General features: G+C 70.4%; 16 protein-coding genes. 14 read left to right on the top strand and 2 right to left on the bottom strand.

Annotated features, from left to right (window positions below; genetic code table 11):
• Positions 1-55: 55 nt before the first annotated feature.
• Positions 56-2245, bottom strand: coding sequence for an ATP-binding protein (locus ACFV6H_RS08760; RefSeq protein WP_385539957.1), 2190 nt, complete (start codon positions 2243-2245; stop codon positions 56-58).
• A 169-nt stretch (positions 2246-2414) separates the two neighbouring features.
• On the opposite strand from ACFV6H_RS08760, the gene ACFV6H_RS08755 reads away from it, so the two are divergent.
• From ACFV6H_RS08755 to nusB, 14 genes are all read left to right on the top strand, one after another.
• A complete protein-coding gene (locus tag ACFV6H_RS08755) occupies positions 2415-2861 on the top strand; it encodes a DUF948 domain-containing protein (protein ID WP_385539955.1) in 447 nt (148 codons plus the stop codon).
• A 7-nt stretch (positions 2862-2868) separates the two neighbouring features.
• A complete protein-coding gene (locus ACFV6H_RS08750) occupies positions 2869-3222 on the top strand; it encodes a hypothetical protein (protein ID WP_384976420.1) in 354 nt (117 codons plus the stop codon).
• On the top strand, positions 3222-5906 hold the full coding sequence (alaS, locus tag ACFV6H_RS08745) for an alanine--tRNA ligase (RefSeq protein ID WP_385539952.1): 2685 nt from the start codon (positions 3222-3224) through the stop codon (positions 5904-5906). The genes ACFV6H_RS08750 and alaS overlap by 1 nt, the downstream gene beginning before the upstream one ends.
• A gap of 44 nt (positions 5907-5950) precedes the next feature.
• Positions 5951-6415: a Holliday junction resolvase RuvX gene (ruvX, locus tag ACFV6H_RS08740; protein WP_093600294.1), complete on the top strand. Its 465-nt coding sequence runs from the start codon at positions 5951-5953 to the stop codon at positions 6413-6415.
• 121 nt (positions 6416-6536) lie between these two features.
• Positions 6537-8483 (top strand): endolytic transglycosylase MltG, encoded by a 1947-nt coding sequence (mltG, locus tag ACFV6H_RS08735; RefSeq protein ID WP_385539949.1) that lies wholly within the window; start codon positions 6537-6539, stop codon positions 8481-8483.
• Positions 8480-9313, top strand: coding sequence for a shikimate dehydrogenase (locus ACFV6H_RS08730; protein ID WP_385539947.1), 834 nt, complete (start codon positions 8480-8482; stop codon positions 9311-9313). The genes mltG and ACFV6H_RS08730 overlap by 4 nt, the downstream gene beginning before the upstream one ends.
• Positions 9314-9485: 172 nt before the next feature.
• The gene (gene aroC / locus ACFV6H_RS08725) at positions 9486-10670 is read left to right on the top strand and encodes a chorismate synthase (protein WP_384777141.1); all 1185 of its coding nucleotides are present in this window, start codon (positions 9486-9488) and stop codon (positions 10668-10670) included.
• Positions 10667-11263, top strand: a complete 597-nt coding sequence (locus ACFV6H_RS08720) for a shikimate kinase (RefSeq protein ID WP_385539944.1) — start codon at positions 10667-10669, stop codon at positions 11261-11263. Before aroC ends, ACFV6H_RS08720 begins: the two co-directional genes overlap by 4 nt.
• Positions 11260-12354, top strand: a complete 1095-nt coding sequence (gene aroB / locus ACFV6H_RS08715; protein ID WP_385539942.1) for a 3-dehydroquinate synthase — start codon at positions 11260-11262, stop codon at positions 12352-12354. Before ACFV6H_RS08720 ends, aroB begins: the two co-directional genes overlap by 4 nt.
• Positions 12351-12791 (top strand): type II 3-dehydroquinate dehydratase, encoded by a 441-nt coding sequence (gene aroQ / locus ACFV6H_RS08710; protein ID WP_093600312.1) that lies wholly within the window; start codon positions 12351-12353, stop codon positions 12789-12791. Before aroB ends, aroQ begins: the two co-directional genes overlap by 4 nt.
• A gap of 232 nt (positions 12792-13023) precedes the next feature.
• The gene (locus ACFV6H_RS08705; RefSeq protein WP_385539940.1) at positions 13024-13968 is read left to right on the top strand and encodes an AAA family ATPase; all 945 of its coding nucleotides are present in this window, start codon (positions 13024-13026) and stop codon (positions 13966-13968) included.
• 130 nt (positions 13969-14098) lie between these two features.
• The gene (locus ACFV6H_RS08700; RefSeq protein WP_385539938.1) at positions 14099-15202 is read left to right on the top strand and encodes an aminopeptidase P family protein; all 1104 of its coding nucleotides are present in this window, start codon (positions 14099-14101) and stop codon (positions 15200-15202) included.
• Positions 15203-15265: 63 nt separating this feature from the next.
• The gene (efp, locus tag ACFV6H_RS08695) at positions 15266-15832 is read left to right on the top strand and encodes an elongation factor P (protein WP_046501979.1); all 567 of its coding nucleotides are present in this window, start codon (positions 15266-15268) and stop codon (positions 15830-15832) included.
• 2 nt (positions 15833-15834) lie between these two features.
• Positions 15835-16263 (top strand): transcription antitermination factor NusB, encoded by a 429-nt coding sequence (gene nusB / locus ACFV6H_RS08690; protein WP_385539936.1) that lies wholly within the window; start codon positions 15835-15837, stop codon positions 16261-16263.
• Positions 16264-16484: 221 nt separating this feature from the next.
• On the opposite strand, the gene bldD is transcribed toward nusB, so the two are convergent.
• Complete coding sequence (bldD, locus tag ACFV6H_RS08685; RefSeq protein WP_030355502.1) at positions 16485-16985, bottom strand: transcriptional regulator BldD; 501 nt, start codon at positions 16983-16985, stop codon at positions 16485-16487.
• Between the last annotated feature and the right edge of the window lie 206 nt (positions 16986-17191).

Here is a 17191-nt window from a genome sequence, read left to right as displayed (position 1 = left end):
GCTCAACAGCGCCTGATTCCGCGGCACTTCGCGCAGGCACTCCATGTGCCGCGCCTCAGCCCGCCGTCTCCCCGCCCTTGCCGGTGGGAGAGCCGGCGGGCTTTCGCGTGGTACGGGACGGCCTGCGCGTACCGGACGACTGGCGTGGCACCGCCGCCGGGCCCGGCCGTTCGGCGAGCGCCCTGCGCACGGCCGCGTCCACCGGGAGTCCGCGTCCCTCGCTCTCGTACTCCGCGTACTCCGCCGCGCCCAGCAGCTCGCTCGCCTGCCGCTCGCAGAGCATCCGCGGCCCGCTGAAGTATCCCGATCCGAACAGCGGCGGGCCGATCGACTCCCACAGCCCGGACGCGGCGCCCTGGAGCACCGCCGCCTCCGCCGGATCGCCCTCGCTCGCCGTCACCAGAGCCAGCAGTTCGACCGAGAGCACCAGTCCCACCAGATCGTGGAAGAGATGGTGGATGCTGATCGACTCCATGACCAGCGCGCGTGCCTCGGTCTGCTCGCCCCGGGTCCAGTGCGCGTAGGCCAGCACATACAGCGCATACGCCCGCGACCAGCGCTCACCGCTGTCCTCGCAGATCTCGCGGACCTCCGTGCACAGCGCGACAGCCGCGTCCAGATCTCCCTGGAAGACCAGCGACATGGCCAGCTCGGTCTGGCCCATCAGCACATTGCTGTTCAGCTCGCCCAGCTCCCGGTAGGCGGTGAGCGCCGAGCGCAGCAGCCGCTCGGCCCGCGGCATGTCGTCCGACAGCAGCGCCTGACAGCCCAGCCGGTGCACGGCGTACGCACCGGCCAGCGCGTTGTCCGTACGGACCGCCTCCTCCCGGCACTCGTGCAGCGCACCCGTCGCCGTCGTGCTGTCGCCCTGGAGGACGGCCACATAGCCCAGCACCCACAGCGCCTTGAGCCGTGACTCGTCGTACGGGGAGTCCAGGGCGAGCGCCCGGCCCAGCCAGTGCCGCCCTTCGGAGAGCCGTCCGCAGCCGACCCAGTAGAACCAGAGCGTGCCCGCGAGATGCTGGCCGAGATGCGCCTCGTCGGGCGTCTCCAGACAGAGCTCCAGCGCGGCCCGCAGATTGGGCATCGCGCTCTCCGCTCCGGCCGCGACCTCGGCCTGGCGCGGGCTGAACCAGTCCAGCTCGTACCAGGTCGCGAGCCCCATGTACCAATCGCGGTGCCGACGGCGCATCCGTACGGTGTCCGCCAGGGCCGCCAGCCACTCGGCGCCGTACGCGGCGACCGTCGCCAGCATCCGGTAGCGCACTCCGGCCGGTGTCTCCTCCCGTACGACCAGCGACTGGGCGATCAGCCCGGCGAGCGCGTCGAGCACGCTCTCGGCCGGTAACTCGGGCCCGCCGCAGATGTATTCGGCCGCCTCCAGGTCGAAAGGGCCCGCGAAGACCGACAGCCGCGCCCACAGCAGCCGCTCCGGCGCGGTGCACAGCTCATGGCTCCAGCCGATCGCGGTCCTGAGCGTCCGATGGCGCACCGGCGCGCCTCGGCTGCCCTCGGTGAGCACCCGGAAGCGGTCGTCGATCCGGGCGAGGATCTGCTCCACCGAGAGCACGTGCAGCCGTCCCGCCGCCAGCTCCACCGCGAGCGGGATTCCGTCGAGGCGCCGGCACAGCTCCCGTACGGCGCTCTCCCGGGCCTCGGTCAGCCGGAAGTCGGGAGATCCGGCGGCGGCCCGGTCGGCGAAGAGCAGGACCGCGTCGCGCTCCGGCAGCGGATCGAGCCCGAAGACCAGCTCGCCTTCCAGCCGCAGCGGACGCCTGCCCACCGCGAGCACAGTCAACTCCGGTGCCCGGCGCAGCAGTTCCCGTACCAGCTCGGCGCACGCGTCGACGAGCTGCTCGAATCCGTCGAGCACCAGGAGTAGCCGGCGCGTGGCGAGATGCTCGGCCAGCACCCGGCGCGGCGGCCTGCCGCTCTGGTCCGTCAGCCCGAGCGCCTCGACCAGGGAGTGCGCCAGCAGCTCGGGATCGCGGAGCGCACCGGTCTCGGCCAGCCAGACACCATCGCAGTAGCGTTTCTTCAGGGCCTCGGCGGCTCGCAGCGCCAGCCGTGTCTTGCCCACACCGCCGACTCCCACCACCGTGACCAGCCGGGACTCACCGAGCCGCCGCGCCAGGCCGGACAGCTCTTCGTCGCGCCCGACGAAGCGGTTCAGCTCGGCGGGAAGATTGCCGGGAACCGGGGCAGGCGCGTCGGCGGAAGGACCGGAGCGGAAGGACCGTCGCATGGGACACGCAGAGTACTCACCCGGCAGCACTCCGTACAATCCTGCGCGGCAACTCCCGTCCCGTGACCTCGTAATGCGGTACGGGGCGTGACCTCCGGCGCGATAGGGTCGGAGGACGACTTTCCAGTCGCCTTCCAGAAGACCGTCGACTATCAGGGAGCGGTGCGGCGTGACCGGTGGAGAGGTTGCCGGGATCCTGGTGGCCGTGTTCTGGGCCATCCTGGTCTCCTTCCTGGCCGTGGTGCTGGTGAGGCTGGCCCAGACGCTCAGGGCGACCACCAGGCTCGTGGCCGAGGTGACCGAGCAGGCAGTGCCGCTGCTGGCCGACGCCTCCGCGACGGTCCGCTCCGCGCAGACCCAGCTCGACCGTGTCGACGCCATCGCGACGGACGTCCAGGAAGTCACCTCCAACGCCTCGGCGCTCTCCACGACGGTCGCCTCGACCTTCGGCGGACCTCTCGTCAAGGTCGCGGCGTTCGGCTACGGCGTACGCCGGGCCATGGGACGCAGAGGAACGGCCGCCGCGCCGGACGGGCCCACGGAGCCGGCCGACCGCCGCAGGGTGGTCGTCGGCCGTACGCTCCCGTCCGCCCGGCGCAGGAACAAGAAGGGCTGACGCAGCGATGCTCCGCCGTACGTTCTGGTTCACCGCGGGCGCCGCAGCCGGCGTCTGGGCCACCACCAAGGTCCACCGCAAGCTCAGGCAGCTCACTCCGGAGAGCCTCGCCGCCCAGGCGGCGAACAAGGCGATCGACGCCGGGCACAAGGTGAGGGAATTCGCTGTTGACGTAAGAGCGGGCATGGCGCGGCGCGAAGCCGAGCTGGGCGAGGCGCTGGGCCTGGAGGCGCCGGTCGACCGCGCGCTTCCCGCGCCCCGGCGGCTGGCCGCCATCGAACACACCGAACGCACCGGGACCACGCACCGTACCGGGACCGCACACACCTACAACCCGCACAACCGGAATGAGGACCACTGATGGAGTCGGCTGAAATCCGCCGCCGCTGGCTGAGCTTCTTCGAGGAGCGCGGGCACACCGTCGTGCCTTCGGCGTCGCTCATCGCGGACGACCCGACTCTGCTGCTCGTCCCGGCGGGCATGGTGCCCTTCAAGCCGTATTTCCTCGGCGAGGTCAAGCCGCCCGCGCCGCGCGCCACCAGTGTCCAGAAGTGCGTCCGTACGCCGGACATCGAAGAGGTCGGCAAGACCACCCGGCACGGCACCTTCTTCCAGATGTGCGGCAACTTCTCCTTCGGCGACTACTTCAAGGAAGGCGCGATCACCTACGCCTGGGAGCTGCTCACCACTCCCGTGGCCGACGGTGGATACGGGCTCGATCCCGAGCGGCTGTGGATCACCGTCTATCTGGACGACGACGAGGCCGAGCAGATCTGGCGGGAGAAGATCGGCGTACCGGCCGAGCGCATCCAGCGGCTGGGCAAGAAGGACAACTTCTGGTCGATGGGCGTCCCCGGGCCCTGCGGTCCCTGCTCGGAGATCAACTACGACCGCGGTCCCGAGTTCGGCATCGAGGGCGGCCCGGCCGTCAACGACGAGCGGTACGTGGAGATCTGGAACCTGGTCTTCATGCAGTACGAGCGCGGTGAGGGCACCTCGAAGGAGGACTTCGAGATCCTCGGCGACCTGCCGTCCAAGAACATCGACACCGGTCTCGGCCTCGAACGTCTCGCCATGATCCTTCAGGACGTACAGAACATGTACGAGACCGACACCCTGCGGGTGGTCATGGACAAGGCCACCGAGCTCACCGGGGTGCGGTACGGGTCCGACCACACCACCGATGTCGCGCTGCGTGTGGTGGCCGACCATATCCGTACCTCCGTGATGCTCATCGGTGACGGAGTCACTCCGGGCAACGAGGGACGCGGCTATGTGCTGCGCCGCATCATGCGCCGTGCCATCCGCAATATGCGTCTGCTCGGTGCCACGGAACCGGTCGTCGCCGATCTCGCCGATGTCGTGATCAAGACGATGGGACAGCAGTACCCGGAGCTGGAGACCGACCGCCGGCGTATCGAGACGGTGGCCGTCGCCGAGGAGGCCGCCTTCCTCAAGGCCCTCAAGGGCGGTACGAACATCCTCGACACGGCCGTCACCGAGACCAAGGCCGCGGGCGGCCGGATCCTCTCCGGCGACAAGGCCTTCCTGCTCCATGACACCTGGGGCTTCCCGATCGACCTCACCCTGGAGATGGCCGCCGAGCAGGGCCTGTCCGTGGACGAGGACGGCTTCCGCCGGCTGATGAAGGAGCAGCGCGACCGGGCCAAGGCCGACGCCAAGGCCAAGAAGTCCGGCCACGCCGATCTCTCCGCGTACCGCTCGGTCGCCGACGACAGCGGCACCACCGAGTTCACCGGCTACACCGCCACCGAGGGCGAGTCCACGATCGTCGGACTGCTGGTCGACGGTGTGCCCTCGCCCGCCGCCACCGAGGGCGACGAGGTCGAGATCGTGCTCGACCGCACGCCCTTCTACGCCGAGGGCGGCGGCCAGCTCGCCGACCAGGGCCGGATCAGGCTCGACACCGGTGCGGTCGTGCAGGTGCGCGATGTCCAGCAGCCGGTGCCCGGGGTCTCCGTGCACAAGGGATCCGTGCAGGTCGGCGAGGTGACGGTGGGCGCCTCCGCCTATGCCGCCATCGATCTGCACCGCCGCCGCGCCATCGCCCGTGCCCACAGCGCCACCCACCTCACGCACCAGGCGCTGCGCGACGCCCTCGGTCCGACGGCCGCCCAGGCCGGGTCCGAGAACTCGCCGGGCCGCTTCCGCTTCGACTTCGGTTCGCCCGCCGCCGTACCCGGCACGGTCCTGCTCGATGTCGAGCAGAAGATCAATGAGGTCCTCGCCCGGGAGCTGGATGTCCACGCCGAGGTGATGGGCATCGACGAGGCCAGGAAGCAGGGCGCCATCGCCGAGTTCGGCGAGAAGTACGGCGAGCGGGTCCGGGTGGTCACCATCGGCGACTTCTCCAAGGAGCTCTGCGGCGGTACGCATGTCCGCAACACGGCCCAGCTCGGTCTGGTGAAGCTGCTCGGCGAGTCCTCGATCGGTTCGGGCGTACGGCGTATCGAGGCCCTGGTCGGTGTCGACGCGTACAACTTCCTGGCCAAGGAGCACACCGTCGTCGCCCAGCTCCAGGAGCTGGTCAAGGGCCGCTCGGAGGAGCTGCCCGAGAAGATCTCCGGGATGCTCGCCAAGCTCAAGGACGCCGAGAAGGAGATCGAGAAGTTCCGCGCCGAGAAGGTCCTCGCCGCCGCCGCCGGGCTGGCCCAGAGCGCCATCGACGTACGCGGCACGGCTCTGGTCACCGGACAGGTTCCGGACGGCACCTCGGCCGACGATCTGCGCAAGCTGGTCCTCGATGTCCGCGGCCGGCTGGACCAGCAGTCCGGGGCCGCCGACCGGCCGGCCGTCGTGGCCCTGTTCACCACGGCCAACGGGCGTCCGCTGACGGTCATCGCCACCAACGAGGCCGCTCGTCGGCGCGGTCTCAAGGCCGGTGACCTGGTCCGTATCGCTGCCAAGACGCTCGGCGGCGGCGGTGGCGGCAAGCCGGACGTGGCCCAGGGCGGCGGCCAGAACGCCGACGCCATCGGGGACGCCGTGGCCGCGGTCGAGCGCCTCGTCGCCGAGACCGCGTGAGCGGCGCGGGCGCGGCGTACGGCCCGGAAGGGATCTGATCGCGGATGAGACGGGGACGCCGGCTCGCGATCGATGTCGGGGACGCCCGGATCGGAGTCGCCTCGTGCGATCCCGACGGGATTCTCGCCACGCCGGTGGAGACCGTGCCGGGACGCGATGTCCCGGCCGCCCACCGGCGGCTGCGCCAGCTTGTCGAGGAGTACGAACCGGTCGAGGTGGTGATCGGGCTGCCCAGGTCCCTCAGCGGAGGCGAGGGACCGGCCGCGGCGAAGGTACGTGTGTTCGCACAGGAGCTGGCCAGAGGCGTCGCGCCGCTGCCGGTACGACTGGTCGACGAGCGGATGAGCACAGTGACGGCCGGTCAGGGACTGCGCGCTTCGGGCGTGAAGTCCAGAAAAGGCCGGTCCGTTATCGACCAAGTGGCGGCGGTTGTCATCCTTCAGAGCGCGCTGGAGGCCGAACGGGTCTCTGGTGAGCCACCGGGTGAGGGCGTCGAAGTGGTCATCTGATCGCGATACGGTAACGTTCCGCGCGATGCGGTGGTGTTCGAACAGCCGCCGCACAGCAAAGAGGCGAACCGGATGCCGTGCCACCGCTCAGCCACCGCCGCCTCGCGGCTCTAGGGGATCGATGACTGACTATGGCCGGGGCCCCGGCTCCGAACCGTGGCACCCCGAGGACCCCCTGTACGGGGACCCGGGGTGGGGAGCACAGCAGGCCGGCGACGGCCAGGCTCCTTACGGCGGGCAGCCGCAGCAGCAGTACCCGCAGCAGCACGCGCAGCCCCAGACGCAGTACGGGCCAGGGCAGGACCCGTACCAGCAGCAGTACCACCCACAGCAGTACGGCCAGCAGCAGGCCGGGCAGCCACATATGGGGCAGCAACAGGGCGGACAGCCACATGTGGGCCAGCAACATGGAGGCCAACAGCAGAGTGGGCAGCCGCAGCAGCAGCCGCATCTGGGGCAGCAGGCCGGGCAGCCGCAGTACGCCGCCCAGCAGCAGTACGGCGGCCCGCAGCAGCCACAGGCGCACCACCCTCAGCAGCCGCAGCAGGCACACCATCCCCAGCAGCAGGCGCATCCTCAGCACCCCCAGCAGCAGGTGCACCCCCAGCATCCCCAGCAACAGCACCAGCAGCCTCAGTACAACGATCCGCAGTACAACGGCGCCTGGGACACCGGCCAGCAGGCCACCATGCCGTACGCCGGGAATCCCGCCGGGCCCTACGACGGTGGGCAGGACGTCGGCTACGGCTCCAACCAGGACTACTACGGCACTCCCGACGCATATCCGCCGCCACAGCCTCCGGCGCAGCGCAAGGCCGAGCCCGAGCCCGGCAGCGAGTGGGAGGAAGGCCAGGAGGACGAGAGCCATCCCTTCTTCACGGGCGACGACGACAACGACGGCGCCGACGGTGAGCGGGACGAACCGGGCTCCGACCGCCGCGGCAACGGCCGGGACCGCCGTGTCAGGACCAAGAAGAAGAGCCACAACGGCTTCGCCTGTCTGTTCATGAGCGTGGTGCTGGTCGGCGGTGTCGGCGGCGTCGGCTATGTCGGCTACCAGTTCCTCCAGGACAAGTTCGGCGCGCCGCCGGACTTCGTGGGCGAGGGCTCGGGCTCGGTCCAGGTGGAGATCCCGCAGGGCGCCGGCGGCTATGAGATCGCCTCGATCCTGGTGAAGAGCGGTGTCGTCAAGAGCCAGGGCGCGTTCGTCGCCGCTCAGCGGCAGAACCCCAAGGGCAACTCGATCCAGGCGGGCGTCTACACGCTCAGCAAGGGCATGTCCGCGGCCCAGGCCGTGAAGACGATGCTCAGCCCCGCCAGCCACAACGCGCTGATCATTCCCGAGGGCAAGCGCAATGTCTGGGTCTACGAGCAGATGGACAAGCGGCTCGAACTCAAGAAGGGCTCGACCGCGGCGGTCGCCAAGGCGCAGGCCAAGAACCTCGGGCTGCCGTCCTGGGCGAAGGGCTCCAAGGACATCAAGGACCCGCTGGAGGGCTTCCTGTTCCCGGCGAGCTACCCGGTCGCCAAGGGCATGAAGCCGGAGGCCATCCTGAAGAAGATGGTCGCCCGCGCAGCCGCCGAGTACAGCAAGGTGGATCTGGAGGCCGAGGCCGACAAGCTGGGTCTCAAGTCGCCGCTCGAAGTGATCACCGTCGCGAGCCTCGTCCAGGCGGAGGGCAAGTACAAGCACGACTTCGACAAGGTCGCCCGCGTCGTCTACAACCGTCTGGAACCGGACAACACCGAAACGGTCGGCCGTCTGGAATTCGACTCCACGGTCAACTACATCAAGGCCCAGAGCACACTGGACATCGGTGCGGTCGACAATCTGCGGAAGCTCAAGGATCCGTACAACACGTACGACATCAAGGGCCTCCCGCCCGGTCCCATCGGGAACCCGGGAGCCGAAGCCCTTCAGTCGGCGCTCGACCCGGCGCCCGGTCCTTGGTACTACTTCGTCTCGATCACCGAGGACAAGACGCTCTTCGCCGAGACCAACGAGGAGCACGAGCGCAACCGCGCCGAGTATCTGAAGGAAAGCCAGAAGGAGACCCCGAAGCGGTGAATCCACGCAGGCGGGCGGCGGTTCTCGGGTCGCCCATCGCGCACTCGCTCTCGCCGGTGCTGCACCGGGCGGCTTACGCCGGCCTCGGCCTCACGGACTGGTCCTACGACCGGTTCGAGGTGGCCGAGGCCGGGCTGCCCGGCTTTCTCGAAGGGCTGCGCGGCGACGGCTCGTGGGCCGGGCTCTCGCTGACCATGCCGCTCAAACGCGCCGTCATCCCGCTGCTGGACGACATCACCGCCACGGCGGCCTCGGTGGAGGCGGTCAACACGGTCGTCCTCGGCGAGGACGGCCGGCGCACGGGAGACAACACCGATATCCCCGGCATGATCGCCGCGCTGGACGAGCGAGGTGTCCGTACGGTCGGCTCCGCGGCGATCCTGGGCGCGGGCGCCACCGCCTCGTCCGCCCTCGCGGCTCTCTCCCGGATCTGTACGGGCCAGGTCACGGCGTATGTACGCAGCGAGGCCCGCGCGGCCGAGATGCGCGGCTGGGGCGAGCGGCTCGGCGTCGGGATCCGTACCGCGGCCTGGACGGACGCGGCCGAGGCCTTCGAGGCGCCTCTGGTGATCGCGACCACGCCGGCGGGCACCACCGACGCGCTGGCGCCTCTCGTTCCCGACCGGCCGGGCACACTCTTCGACGTGCTGTACGAGCCCTGGCCCACCGCGCTCGCCGCCGCCTGGTCGGCCCGCGGCGGCCCGGTCGTATCCGGCCTCGACCTGCTCGTACACCAGGCCGTTCTCCAGGTCGAGCAGATGACGGGCCGCTCACCCGTGCCGCTCGCCCTGATGCGCAAGGCGGGCGAACAGGCACTGGAGAGCCGTTAGGGCCTTCTCCGGCCGCGCGGACCGTGTCCGGCGGTGTGCGTTCCGGTTGTGTCCGTTCGCTGGACGTGAGGGCGGTTCGTCCCCTGGGCCGTGGGAGGATCGGAGATGGCGGGCCAGGGCCGCGCACCGGTCGCGCCACCACCAGTCGAGGGCGCGAGCATGAGGAGCACCGTTGAGCAGGTTGCGCTGGCTGACCGCAGGGGAGTCGCACGGACCCGCACTCGTGGCGACGCTGGAGGGGCTTCCCGCCGGTGTGCCGATCACCACGGACATGGTGGCGGACCATCTCGCCCGTCGGCGCCTCGGCTACGGACGTGGCGCGCGTATGAAGTTCGAGCGTGACGAGGTCACCTTCCTCGGCGGTGTACGCCACGGTCTGACCATGGGATCGCCCGTCGCGATCATGGTCGGCAATACCGAGTGGCCCAAGTGGGAGCAGGTCATGGCGGCCGATCCGGTCGATCCGGACGTGCTCGCCGGGCTCGCCCGCAATGAGCCGCTGACCAGGCCCAGGCCCGGTCACGCCGATCTCGCCGGAATGCAGAAGTACGGCTTCGACGAGGCACGGCCGGTCCTGGAGCGGGCCAGCGCCCGGGAGACCGCGGCGCGTGTCGCGCTCGGCGCGGTGGCCCGCTCGTATCTCAAGGAGACCGCCGGGATCGAGGTCGTGTCCCATGTGGTGGAGCTGGCGGAGGCCAAGGCTCCGTACGGTGTCTACCCGACGCCCGCCGATGTGGAGCGGCTGGACGCCGATCCGGTGCGCTGTCTGGACGCGGACGCGAGCAAGGCGATGGTCGCCGAGATCGACCAGGCCCACAAGGACGGCGACACGCTCGGCGGTGTCGTGGAGGTCCTGGCGTACGGCGTGCCGGTCGGTCTCGGCTCGCACGTCCACTGGGACCGCAGGCTGGACTCGCGGCTCGCCGCCGCACTGATGGGCATCCAGGCCATCAAGGGCGTCGAGATCGGCGACGGCTTCGGGCTGGCGCGGGTGCCGGGATCGCGGGCGCACGACGAGATCGTGGCGACCGAGGACGGCATCAGGCGCGCGTCCGGCCGCTCCGGCGGTACCGAGGGCGGGCTGACGACCGGTGAACTGCTGCGCGTACGGGCCGCGATGAAGCCCATCGCGACCGTGCCGAGGGCGCTCGCCACCGTCGATGTGGTCACGGGCGAGGCCACGAAGGCCCACCACCAGCGCTCCGACGTATGTGCCGTGCCGGCCGCGGGCATCGTCGCCGAGGCCATGGTGGCGCTGACTCTCGCGGACGCGGTCGCCGAGAAGTTCGGCGGCGACAGCGTCCCGGAGACGCGCCGCAATGTCCGCGCGTACCTCGACAACCTCCAGATCCGATGAGCGCGCAGGAGCCGGCGGCCGGACCGGTCGTCGTCCTGGTCGGTCCGATGGGCGTCGGCAAGACCACCGTGGGCGAGCTGCTCGCGGAACGGCTCGGTACGGGCTTCCGCGACAGCGACGCCGATATCGTCGCCGCGCAGGCCAAGCCGGTCTCGGACATCTTCATCGAGAGCGGTGAGGAGTACTTCCGCGAGCTGGAGCGTGTGGCGGTACGGACGGCGGTCGCCGAGCACCCGGGCGTGCTGGCGCTCGGCGGCGGCGCGGTCCTCGACGCCTCCACCCGCGAACTGCTCACCGGACTGCCCGTCGTCTATCTGTCGGTCGAGGTCGGCGAGGCCGTCAAGCGCGTCGGGCTGAACACCGCGCGCCCGCTGCTGGTGGTCAATCCGCGCAAGCAGTGGAAGGAGCTGATGGACGCCCGCCGCCATCACTACACGGATGTGGCACGCGTGGTGGTCGCGACCGACGACCGGACACCCGAGGAGGTCGCCGACGCGGTCCTCGACGCACTCGGGCTGAAGCAGAACCCCGGAGAAGAGCCCGGGCACCCCGGGGAAGAGTCCCGGACTTCCGGCAAGGAGAAGCAGGTATGACGGACCAGGCAGTCACCCGTATCCAGGTCGGCGGCACCGCCGGGCACGACCCGTACGAGGTGCTGGTCGGCCGACGGCTGCTGGGGGAGCTGCCCGCTCTCATCGGCCAGAAGGCCCGCCGGGTCGCGGTCGTACATCCCGAGGCGCTCGCCGGGACGGGCGAGGCGCTGCGCCAGGATCTCGCCGACCAGGGATACGAGGCCGTCGCCATCCAGGTGCCCAACGCGGAGGAGGCCAAGACCGTCGAGGTCGCGGCGTACTGCTGGAAGGCGCTCGGGCAGACCGGTTTCACCCGGACCGATGTGATCGTCGGTGTCGGCGGTGGAGCCACCACCGATCTGGCCGGGTTCGTGGCGGCGTCCTGGCTGCGTGGTGTGCGCTGGATCGCCGTACCGACCACCGTGCTCGCCATGGTCGACGCGGCGGTGGGCGGCAAGACCGGGATCAACACCGCCGAGGGCAAGAACCTCGTCGGCGCCTTCCATCCGCCGGCCGGTGTCCTCTGCGATCTCGCCGCGCTGGACTCGCTCGGTGTGAACGACTACGTCAGCGGGATGGCCGAGATCATCAAGGCGGGCTTCATCGCGGACCCGGCCATCCTCGATCTGGTCGAGGCCGATCCCGAGGGCGCCCGCACACCGTCGGGCGCGCACACCGCCGAGCTGATCGAGCGCTCGATCCGGGTCAAGGCCGAGGTCGTCTCCAACGACCTCAAGGAGTCCGGTCTGCGCGAGATCCTCAACTACGGCCACACCCTGGCGCACGCCATCGAGAAGAACGAGCGCTACAAGTGGCGGCACGGCGCGGCCGTCTCGGTCGGCATGGTCTTCGCGGCCGAACTGGGCCGGCTGGCCGGGCGCCTGGACGACGCGACCGCCGACCGGCACCGCTCCGTACTGGAGTCCGTCGGGCTGCCGCTGACCTACCGCGGTGACCAGTGGCCCAGGCTGCTGGAGACGATGAAGGTCGACAAGAAGTCCCGCGGCGATCTGCTGCGCTTCATCGTGCTGGACGGTCTCGCCAAGCCCACCGTGCTGGAGGGCCCCGACCCGGCGGTGCTGCTCGCCGCGTACGGGGAGGTGTCGGCGTGAGCCGGCGGGTCTTCGTGCTCAACGGCCCCAACCTCGGCCGGCTCGGCTCGCGCGAGCCGGATGTGTACGGGGCCACGTCGTACGCCGGACTGGTCGATGTCTGCCGGACGCTCGGCAAGGAGCTGGGCTTCGATGTCGACGTACGGGAGACCAACGACGAGGGCGAGCTGATCCGATGGCTGCACGAGGCCGCGGACGGTGCGATCCCGGTCGTTCTCAACCCGGGCGCCTTCACGCACTACTCGTACGGCATGCGGGACGCGGCGGCGCAGCGCACCGCGCCGCTGATCGAGGTGCATATCTCGAATCCGTACGCCCGCGAGGAGTTCCGGCACACCTCGGTGGTCGCGGCCGTCGCGAGCGGTACGGTCGCGGGCTTCGGGATCGGCTCGTACCGTCTCGCGCTGCGGGCGCTCGCGGAGGAACTGACGAGCTGAGGTGCTGAGTCGGAGGTGCCGACCGGCTGACGGGCCATCGCGACAGGTCGACAGGTGACGAGACGTGTGACGAGCGCCTCGGCCCTGTCCGGATCGGCGGCTTCCGGCAGTCGGGGCCAGGATACGGACCCCGGCCGTCGCCCGTGCGGCGGCCGGGAGCGGTACCGTTCGGTAACGCGTTGGCCCGCGGGGCCGCCCAGAGCGTCAGTCGTACGAGACGGAGTGGCACCGGATGCAGCACGCAGGCGGATGGGCGCACCAGGCTCCTCCTCCCGGCCCGCCGACGGGGCCCGGGGCCCCGCAGCCGCCGCGACAGGGACAGCAGCCCGCTCCGGGCTGGACGGGACCGCACCAGGTGCCGGGCCGGCAGCAGCCTCCCGGGCCGCATCAGGTCCCGGGACAGCATCAGGCGCCAGGGCCGCGGCAGGCTCCCGGACTTCCTCCCGGCCCCCCTCCCGCGCCGTATCCCGCCGCTGCGCCTCCGCAGGCGCCCGTGCCGCCGCCCGGACCGCCCGCCGGTCCGCCGCCGCCTCCGGACTCCACCGGGCATGTCCAGCTGCCGCCCGGCGGCCTGGTGCCGATCCCCGCGCCGCCGCCCGCTCCCGGCGGAGGCACGGGCACCGCGACTCTCGCCGTCCTGCTCATCGGTCCGGCCGGCGCGGGCAAGACGACCGTCGCGCGCCACTGGGCGATGAACCGCCGTGTGCCCACCGCGCACATCAGCCTTGACGATGTCCGCGAGTGGGTCTGCTCGGGCTTCGCCGATCCGCAGAGCGGTTGGAACGACCACTCCGAGGCGCAGTACCGGCTGGCCCGCCGCACCTGCGGCTTCGCCGCGCGGAACTTCCTGGCCAACGGCATCTCCTGCATCCTTGACGACGCGGTCTTCCCCGACCGCCCGGTCGTCGGGCTCGGCGGCTGGAAGCGCCATGTCGGTCCCGGTCTGCTGCCGGTCGTCCTGCTGCCGGGACTGGAGATCGTGCTGGAGCGCAACGCCGAACGCACCGGCAACCGCAGACTCTCCGACGAGGAGGTGGCGGGCATCCACGGCCGGATGGCCGGCTGGTACGGCTCGGGGCTGCCCATCATCGACAACTCCAAGTACGACGTGGAGACCACCGCCCGGATACTCGACGATGTCCTGGCCCGAGCCCTGGCGAGCCCGCCGAGCTGGTGAGCGCCCTTCCGCGCGTACGGGCGTCCTGCTCATGCCCGGCCGTGCCCTCACATGCCCGTCCACGGCCCCGGTCCCCCCGGTCGGACGCGCTGAACCGGCCGGGTCACGCGCCCGCTCATACGCTCAGGTCATGTCAGACGTGTTCGCGGTCCGCCGCGATCGGTTGCGTGACCGGTGCTCCGCGGCGGGCAACGCCGCCGCGCTGATCTCGCGGCCCGCGAACGTCCGCTATCTCGCGGGCGCTGCGCCGCCCGGTGCCGTACTGCTCCTCGGTCCCGGCGAGGACACGCTGCTCTGCCCGCGTACCCACGCCGGCGAGAACGTCGAAGCGCGGCTGGACGACCAGCTCGGGCTCACCGTCCTGTCCACCGTCGGCGATCCCGTGGTCGCCGCCGCGGGCGTGCTCATCCCGTCCGCCGCCACCTCGCTCGCCGTCGAGGAACACCATCTGACCGTCGCCGCACACCGGGCCATCGGCTCCGTCGCGCCACGGCTGCGCCTCGCGGATCTGGGCTGCGCGGTGGAGCAATTGCGGATCGTCAAGGACGAGGGCGAGATCGCCTGTCTGCGGATCGCGGCCGAGATCGCCGACCAGGCACTGGGCGAACTGCTGGAATCGATCCTGGTCGGCCGTACCGAACGGCATCTCGCGCTGGAGCTGGAGCGGCGGCTCGTGGACCACGGCGCCGACGGCCCGGCGTTCCCGACCACCGTGGCCACCGGGCCCAACTCCGGCCGCGGCGGCCACCATCCCTCGGACCGACGGGTCGAGGAGGGCGATTTCCTCTCCGTCGGCCTCGGCGCCGACTACCGCGGATACCGGTGTCTGATCGGCCGTACGTTTGTCATCGGAACCTCTCCCGCCGACTGGCAGATCGAGCTGTACGAGCTGGTCTTCTCGGCACAACGGGCAGGTCGGGAGGCTCTTGTACCGAGCGCCGGCTACCGCGATGTGGACCGCGCGACCCGGCAGCCGCTGGAGGCCGCAGGGCACGGCGAGCGGCTCGCACCCCGTACGGGACATGGCGTCGGACTCGAAATCGACGAGGACCCGCAGCTCGCCCCCGCTGCCATGGGTAAACTGGACGCTTGTGTGCCGGTCACCGTCGGACCGGGGGTCCACCTCCCGGGCCGGGGCGGTGTCCGGATCGATGACACGCTCGTCGTCCGCCCCGAGGCGGACGGCGGACCCGAGCTACTCACCATCACGACCAAGGAACTGCTCGCGCTCTAGTGCCCAGGCACCGCGCACACCCTCGGTCGTCCACCAGCTTTCAGTCCAGGAGATTCCGCAACCGTGGCTTCCACGAACGACCTCAAGAACGGCCTGGTGCTCAAGCTCGACGGGGGCCAGCTCTGGTCCGTCGTCGAGTTCCAGCACGTCAAGCCCGGCAAGGGCCCGGCCTTCGTGCGCACCAAGCTGAAGAACGTGCTCTCCGGCAAGGTCGTCGACAAGACCTTCAACGCCGGCGTGAAGGTCGAGACGGCCACCGTTGACCGCCGCGACATGCAGTTCTCGTACATGGACGGCGAGTACTTCGTCTTCATGGACATGGAGACCTACGACCAGCTCATGGTCGACCGCAAGGCCGTCGGTGACGCCGCCAACTTCCTGCTGGAGGGCTTCACCGCCAGCGTCGCCACGCACGAGGGCGAGGTGCTCTATGTCGAGCTGCCCGCCGCCGTCGAGCTGACCATCCAGCACACCGACCCGGGCGTCCAGGGCGACCGCTCCACCGGCGGCACCAAGCCGGCCACGCTGGAGACCGGTTATGAGATCGGCGTTCCGCTCTTCATCACCACGGGTGAGAAGATCAAGGTCGACACCCGCTCCGGCGAGTACCTCGGCCGGGTGAACAGCTAACCGTGGCTGCCCGGAGCAACGCCCGTAAGCGCGCTTTCCAGATTCTTTTCGAGGCCGACCAGCGCGGGGCGTCCGTGCAGACGGTTCTCACCGACTGGATACGGCATGCCCGGACCGACGACCGTCAGCCGCCGGTCGGTGAGTACACCATGGAGCTGGTCGAGGGGTACGCGGAGCACGCGGACCGTATCGACGACCTCATCTCCACCTACTCGGTGGGCTGGACGCTGGACCGGATGCCGGTCGTGGACCGGAACATCGTGCGGCTCGGCGCCTATGAGCTGGTGTGGGTGGACGGCACCCCGGACGCGGTCGTGATCGACGAGGCGGTCCAGCTCGCCAGGGAGTTCTCCACCGACGACTCCCCGTCCTTCGTGAACGGGCTGCTCGGCCGCTTCAAGGACCTCAAACCGAGCCTGCGCCGCGCCTGAGGCACCGGACGGGCAGGTACCTGCCCTCAACGCCGGACGGGCGCCGGACGGACGCTGTGCTGTGTCCTCAAGCGCCGGACGGGCTCAGGCCCGTCCGGCGCTTGAAGGTATGGCTGCGCCGGGCGTGCCGGACGCGCCGGGGGACGGTCCCGCGGGCAGTACGGGACCGTCCCCCGGAGGTGACGTTTCTGCTGTTATATCGGCTGTTATGCCGGATTCGGTCAGCCCTCTTCGTGGGCCACCGCGCGGCGGGCGTCCGCGTCGAGAACGCCCCAGCTGATGAGCTGCTCGGTCAGGACCGACGGCGACTGGTCGTAGATCACGGCCAGCGTGCGCAGATCGTCCTGGCGGATCGACAGCACCTTGCCGTTGTAGTCACCGCGCTGGCTCTGGATCGTCGCCGCATACCGCTGGAGCGGGCCCGCCTTCTCCTGCGGCACATGGGCCAGCCGCTCCAGGTCGAGGACGAGCTTCGGCGGCGGCTCGGCGGCTCCGCCGGGCGTCGTGCCAGGAAGCAGTTCCTGCACGGGGACCCCGTAGAAATCCGCCAGCTCGGCGAGGCGCTGCACCGTCACGGCACGGTCGCCACGCTCGTACGAACCGACCACCACTGCCTTCCAGCGGCCCTGGGACTTCTCCTCCACCCCATGGAGCGAGAGGCCCTGCTGGGTGCGGATGGCGCGGAGTTTGGCCCCGAGCTGCTTTGCGTATTCGCTGGACATATAGCTCCCCGGACGAAGTCTGGTAACTCACTGTGAGGTTACGCAGCGTTACTTGGATGCGTCAAGCCGAGGGATCCCCGACCGGCTTCCCGCAAGGCTTTCCGCCGCCTCCTGACTGCCTTCCGAGGGGGTGCCACCAGGTGTTCGACGGACGCCCTGCTAGCCTGAGTGGCGTAAATCCGACGTCCTTTAAAGTCCGTCCCGTG

It is taken from the genome of Streptomyces sp. NPDC059743 (genome assembly GCF_042732975.1).
Taxonomy (GTDB): Bacteria; Actinomycetota; Actinomycetes; order Streptomycetales; family Streptomycetaceae; genus Streptomyces.
The sequence above is the reverse complement of the archived record's forward strand: the minus strand, read 5'-3'. Positions and strand labels throughout refer to the sequence as shown.

Excerpts from the sequence above, each read along its gene's own strand:
- mltG (WP_385539949.1), top strand. The coding sequence starts at position 6,537 with ATGACTGACTATGGCCGGGGCCCCGGCTCCGAACCGTGGCACCCCGAG.
- bldD (WP_030355502.1), bottom strand. The coding sequence starts at position 16,985 with ATGTCCAGCGAATACGCAAAGCAGCTCGGGGCCAAACTCCGCGCCATC.
- ACFV6H_RS08700 (WP_385539938.1), top strand. The coding sequence starts at position 14,099 with ATGTCAGACGTGTTCGCGGTCCGCCGCGATCGGTTGCGTGACCGGTGC.
- ruvX (WP_093600294.1), top strand. The coding sequence starts at position 5,951 with ATGAGACGGGGACGCCGGCTCGCGATCGATGTCGGGGACGCCCGGATC.
- ACFV6H_RS08750 (WP_384976420.1), top strand. The coding sequence starts at position 2,869 with ATGCTCCGCCGTACGTTCTGGTTCACCGCGGGCGCCGCAGCCGGCGTC.
- ACFV6H_RS08760 (WP_385539957.1), bottom strand. The coding sequence starts at position 2,245 with ATGCGACGGTCCTTCCGCTCCGGTCCTTCCGCCGACGCGCCTGCCCCG.
- ACFV6H_RS08720 (WP_385539944.1), top strand. The coding sequence starts at position 10,667 with ATGAGCGCGCAGGAGCCGGCGGCCGGACCGGTCGTCGTCCTGGTCGGT.
- ACFV6H_RS08705 (WP_385539940.1), top strand. The coding sequence starts at position 13,024 with ATGCAGCACGCAGGCGGATGGGCGCACCAGGCTCCTCCTCCCGGCCCG.
- alaS (WP_385539952.1), top strand. The coding sequence starts at position 3,222 with ATGGAGTCGGCTGAAATCCGCCGCCGCTGGCTGAGCTTCTTCGAGGAG.
- aroB (WP_385539942.1), top strand. The coding sequence starts at position 11,260 with ATGACGGACCAGGCAGTCACCCGTATCCAGGTCGGCGGCACCGCCGGG.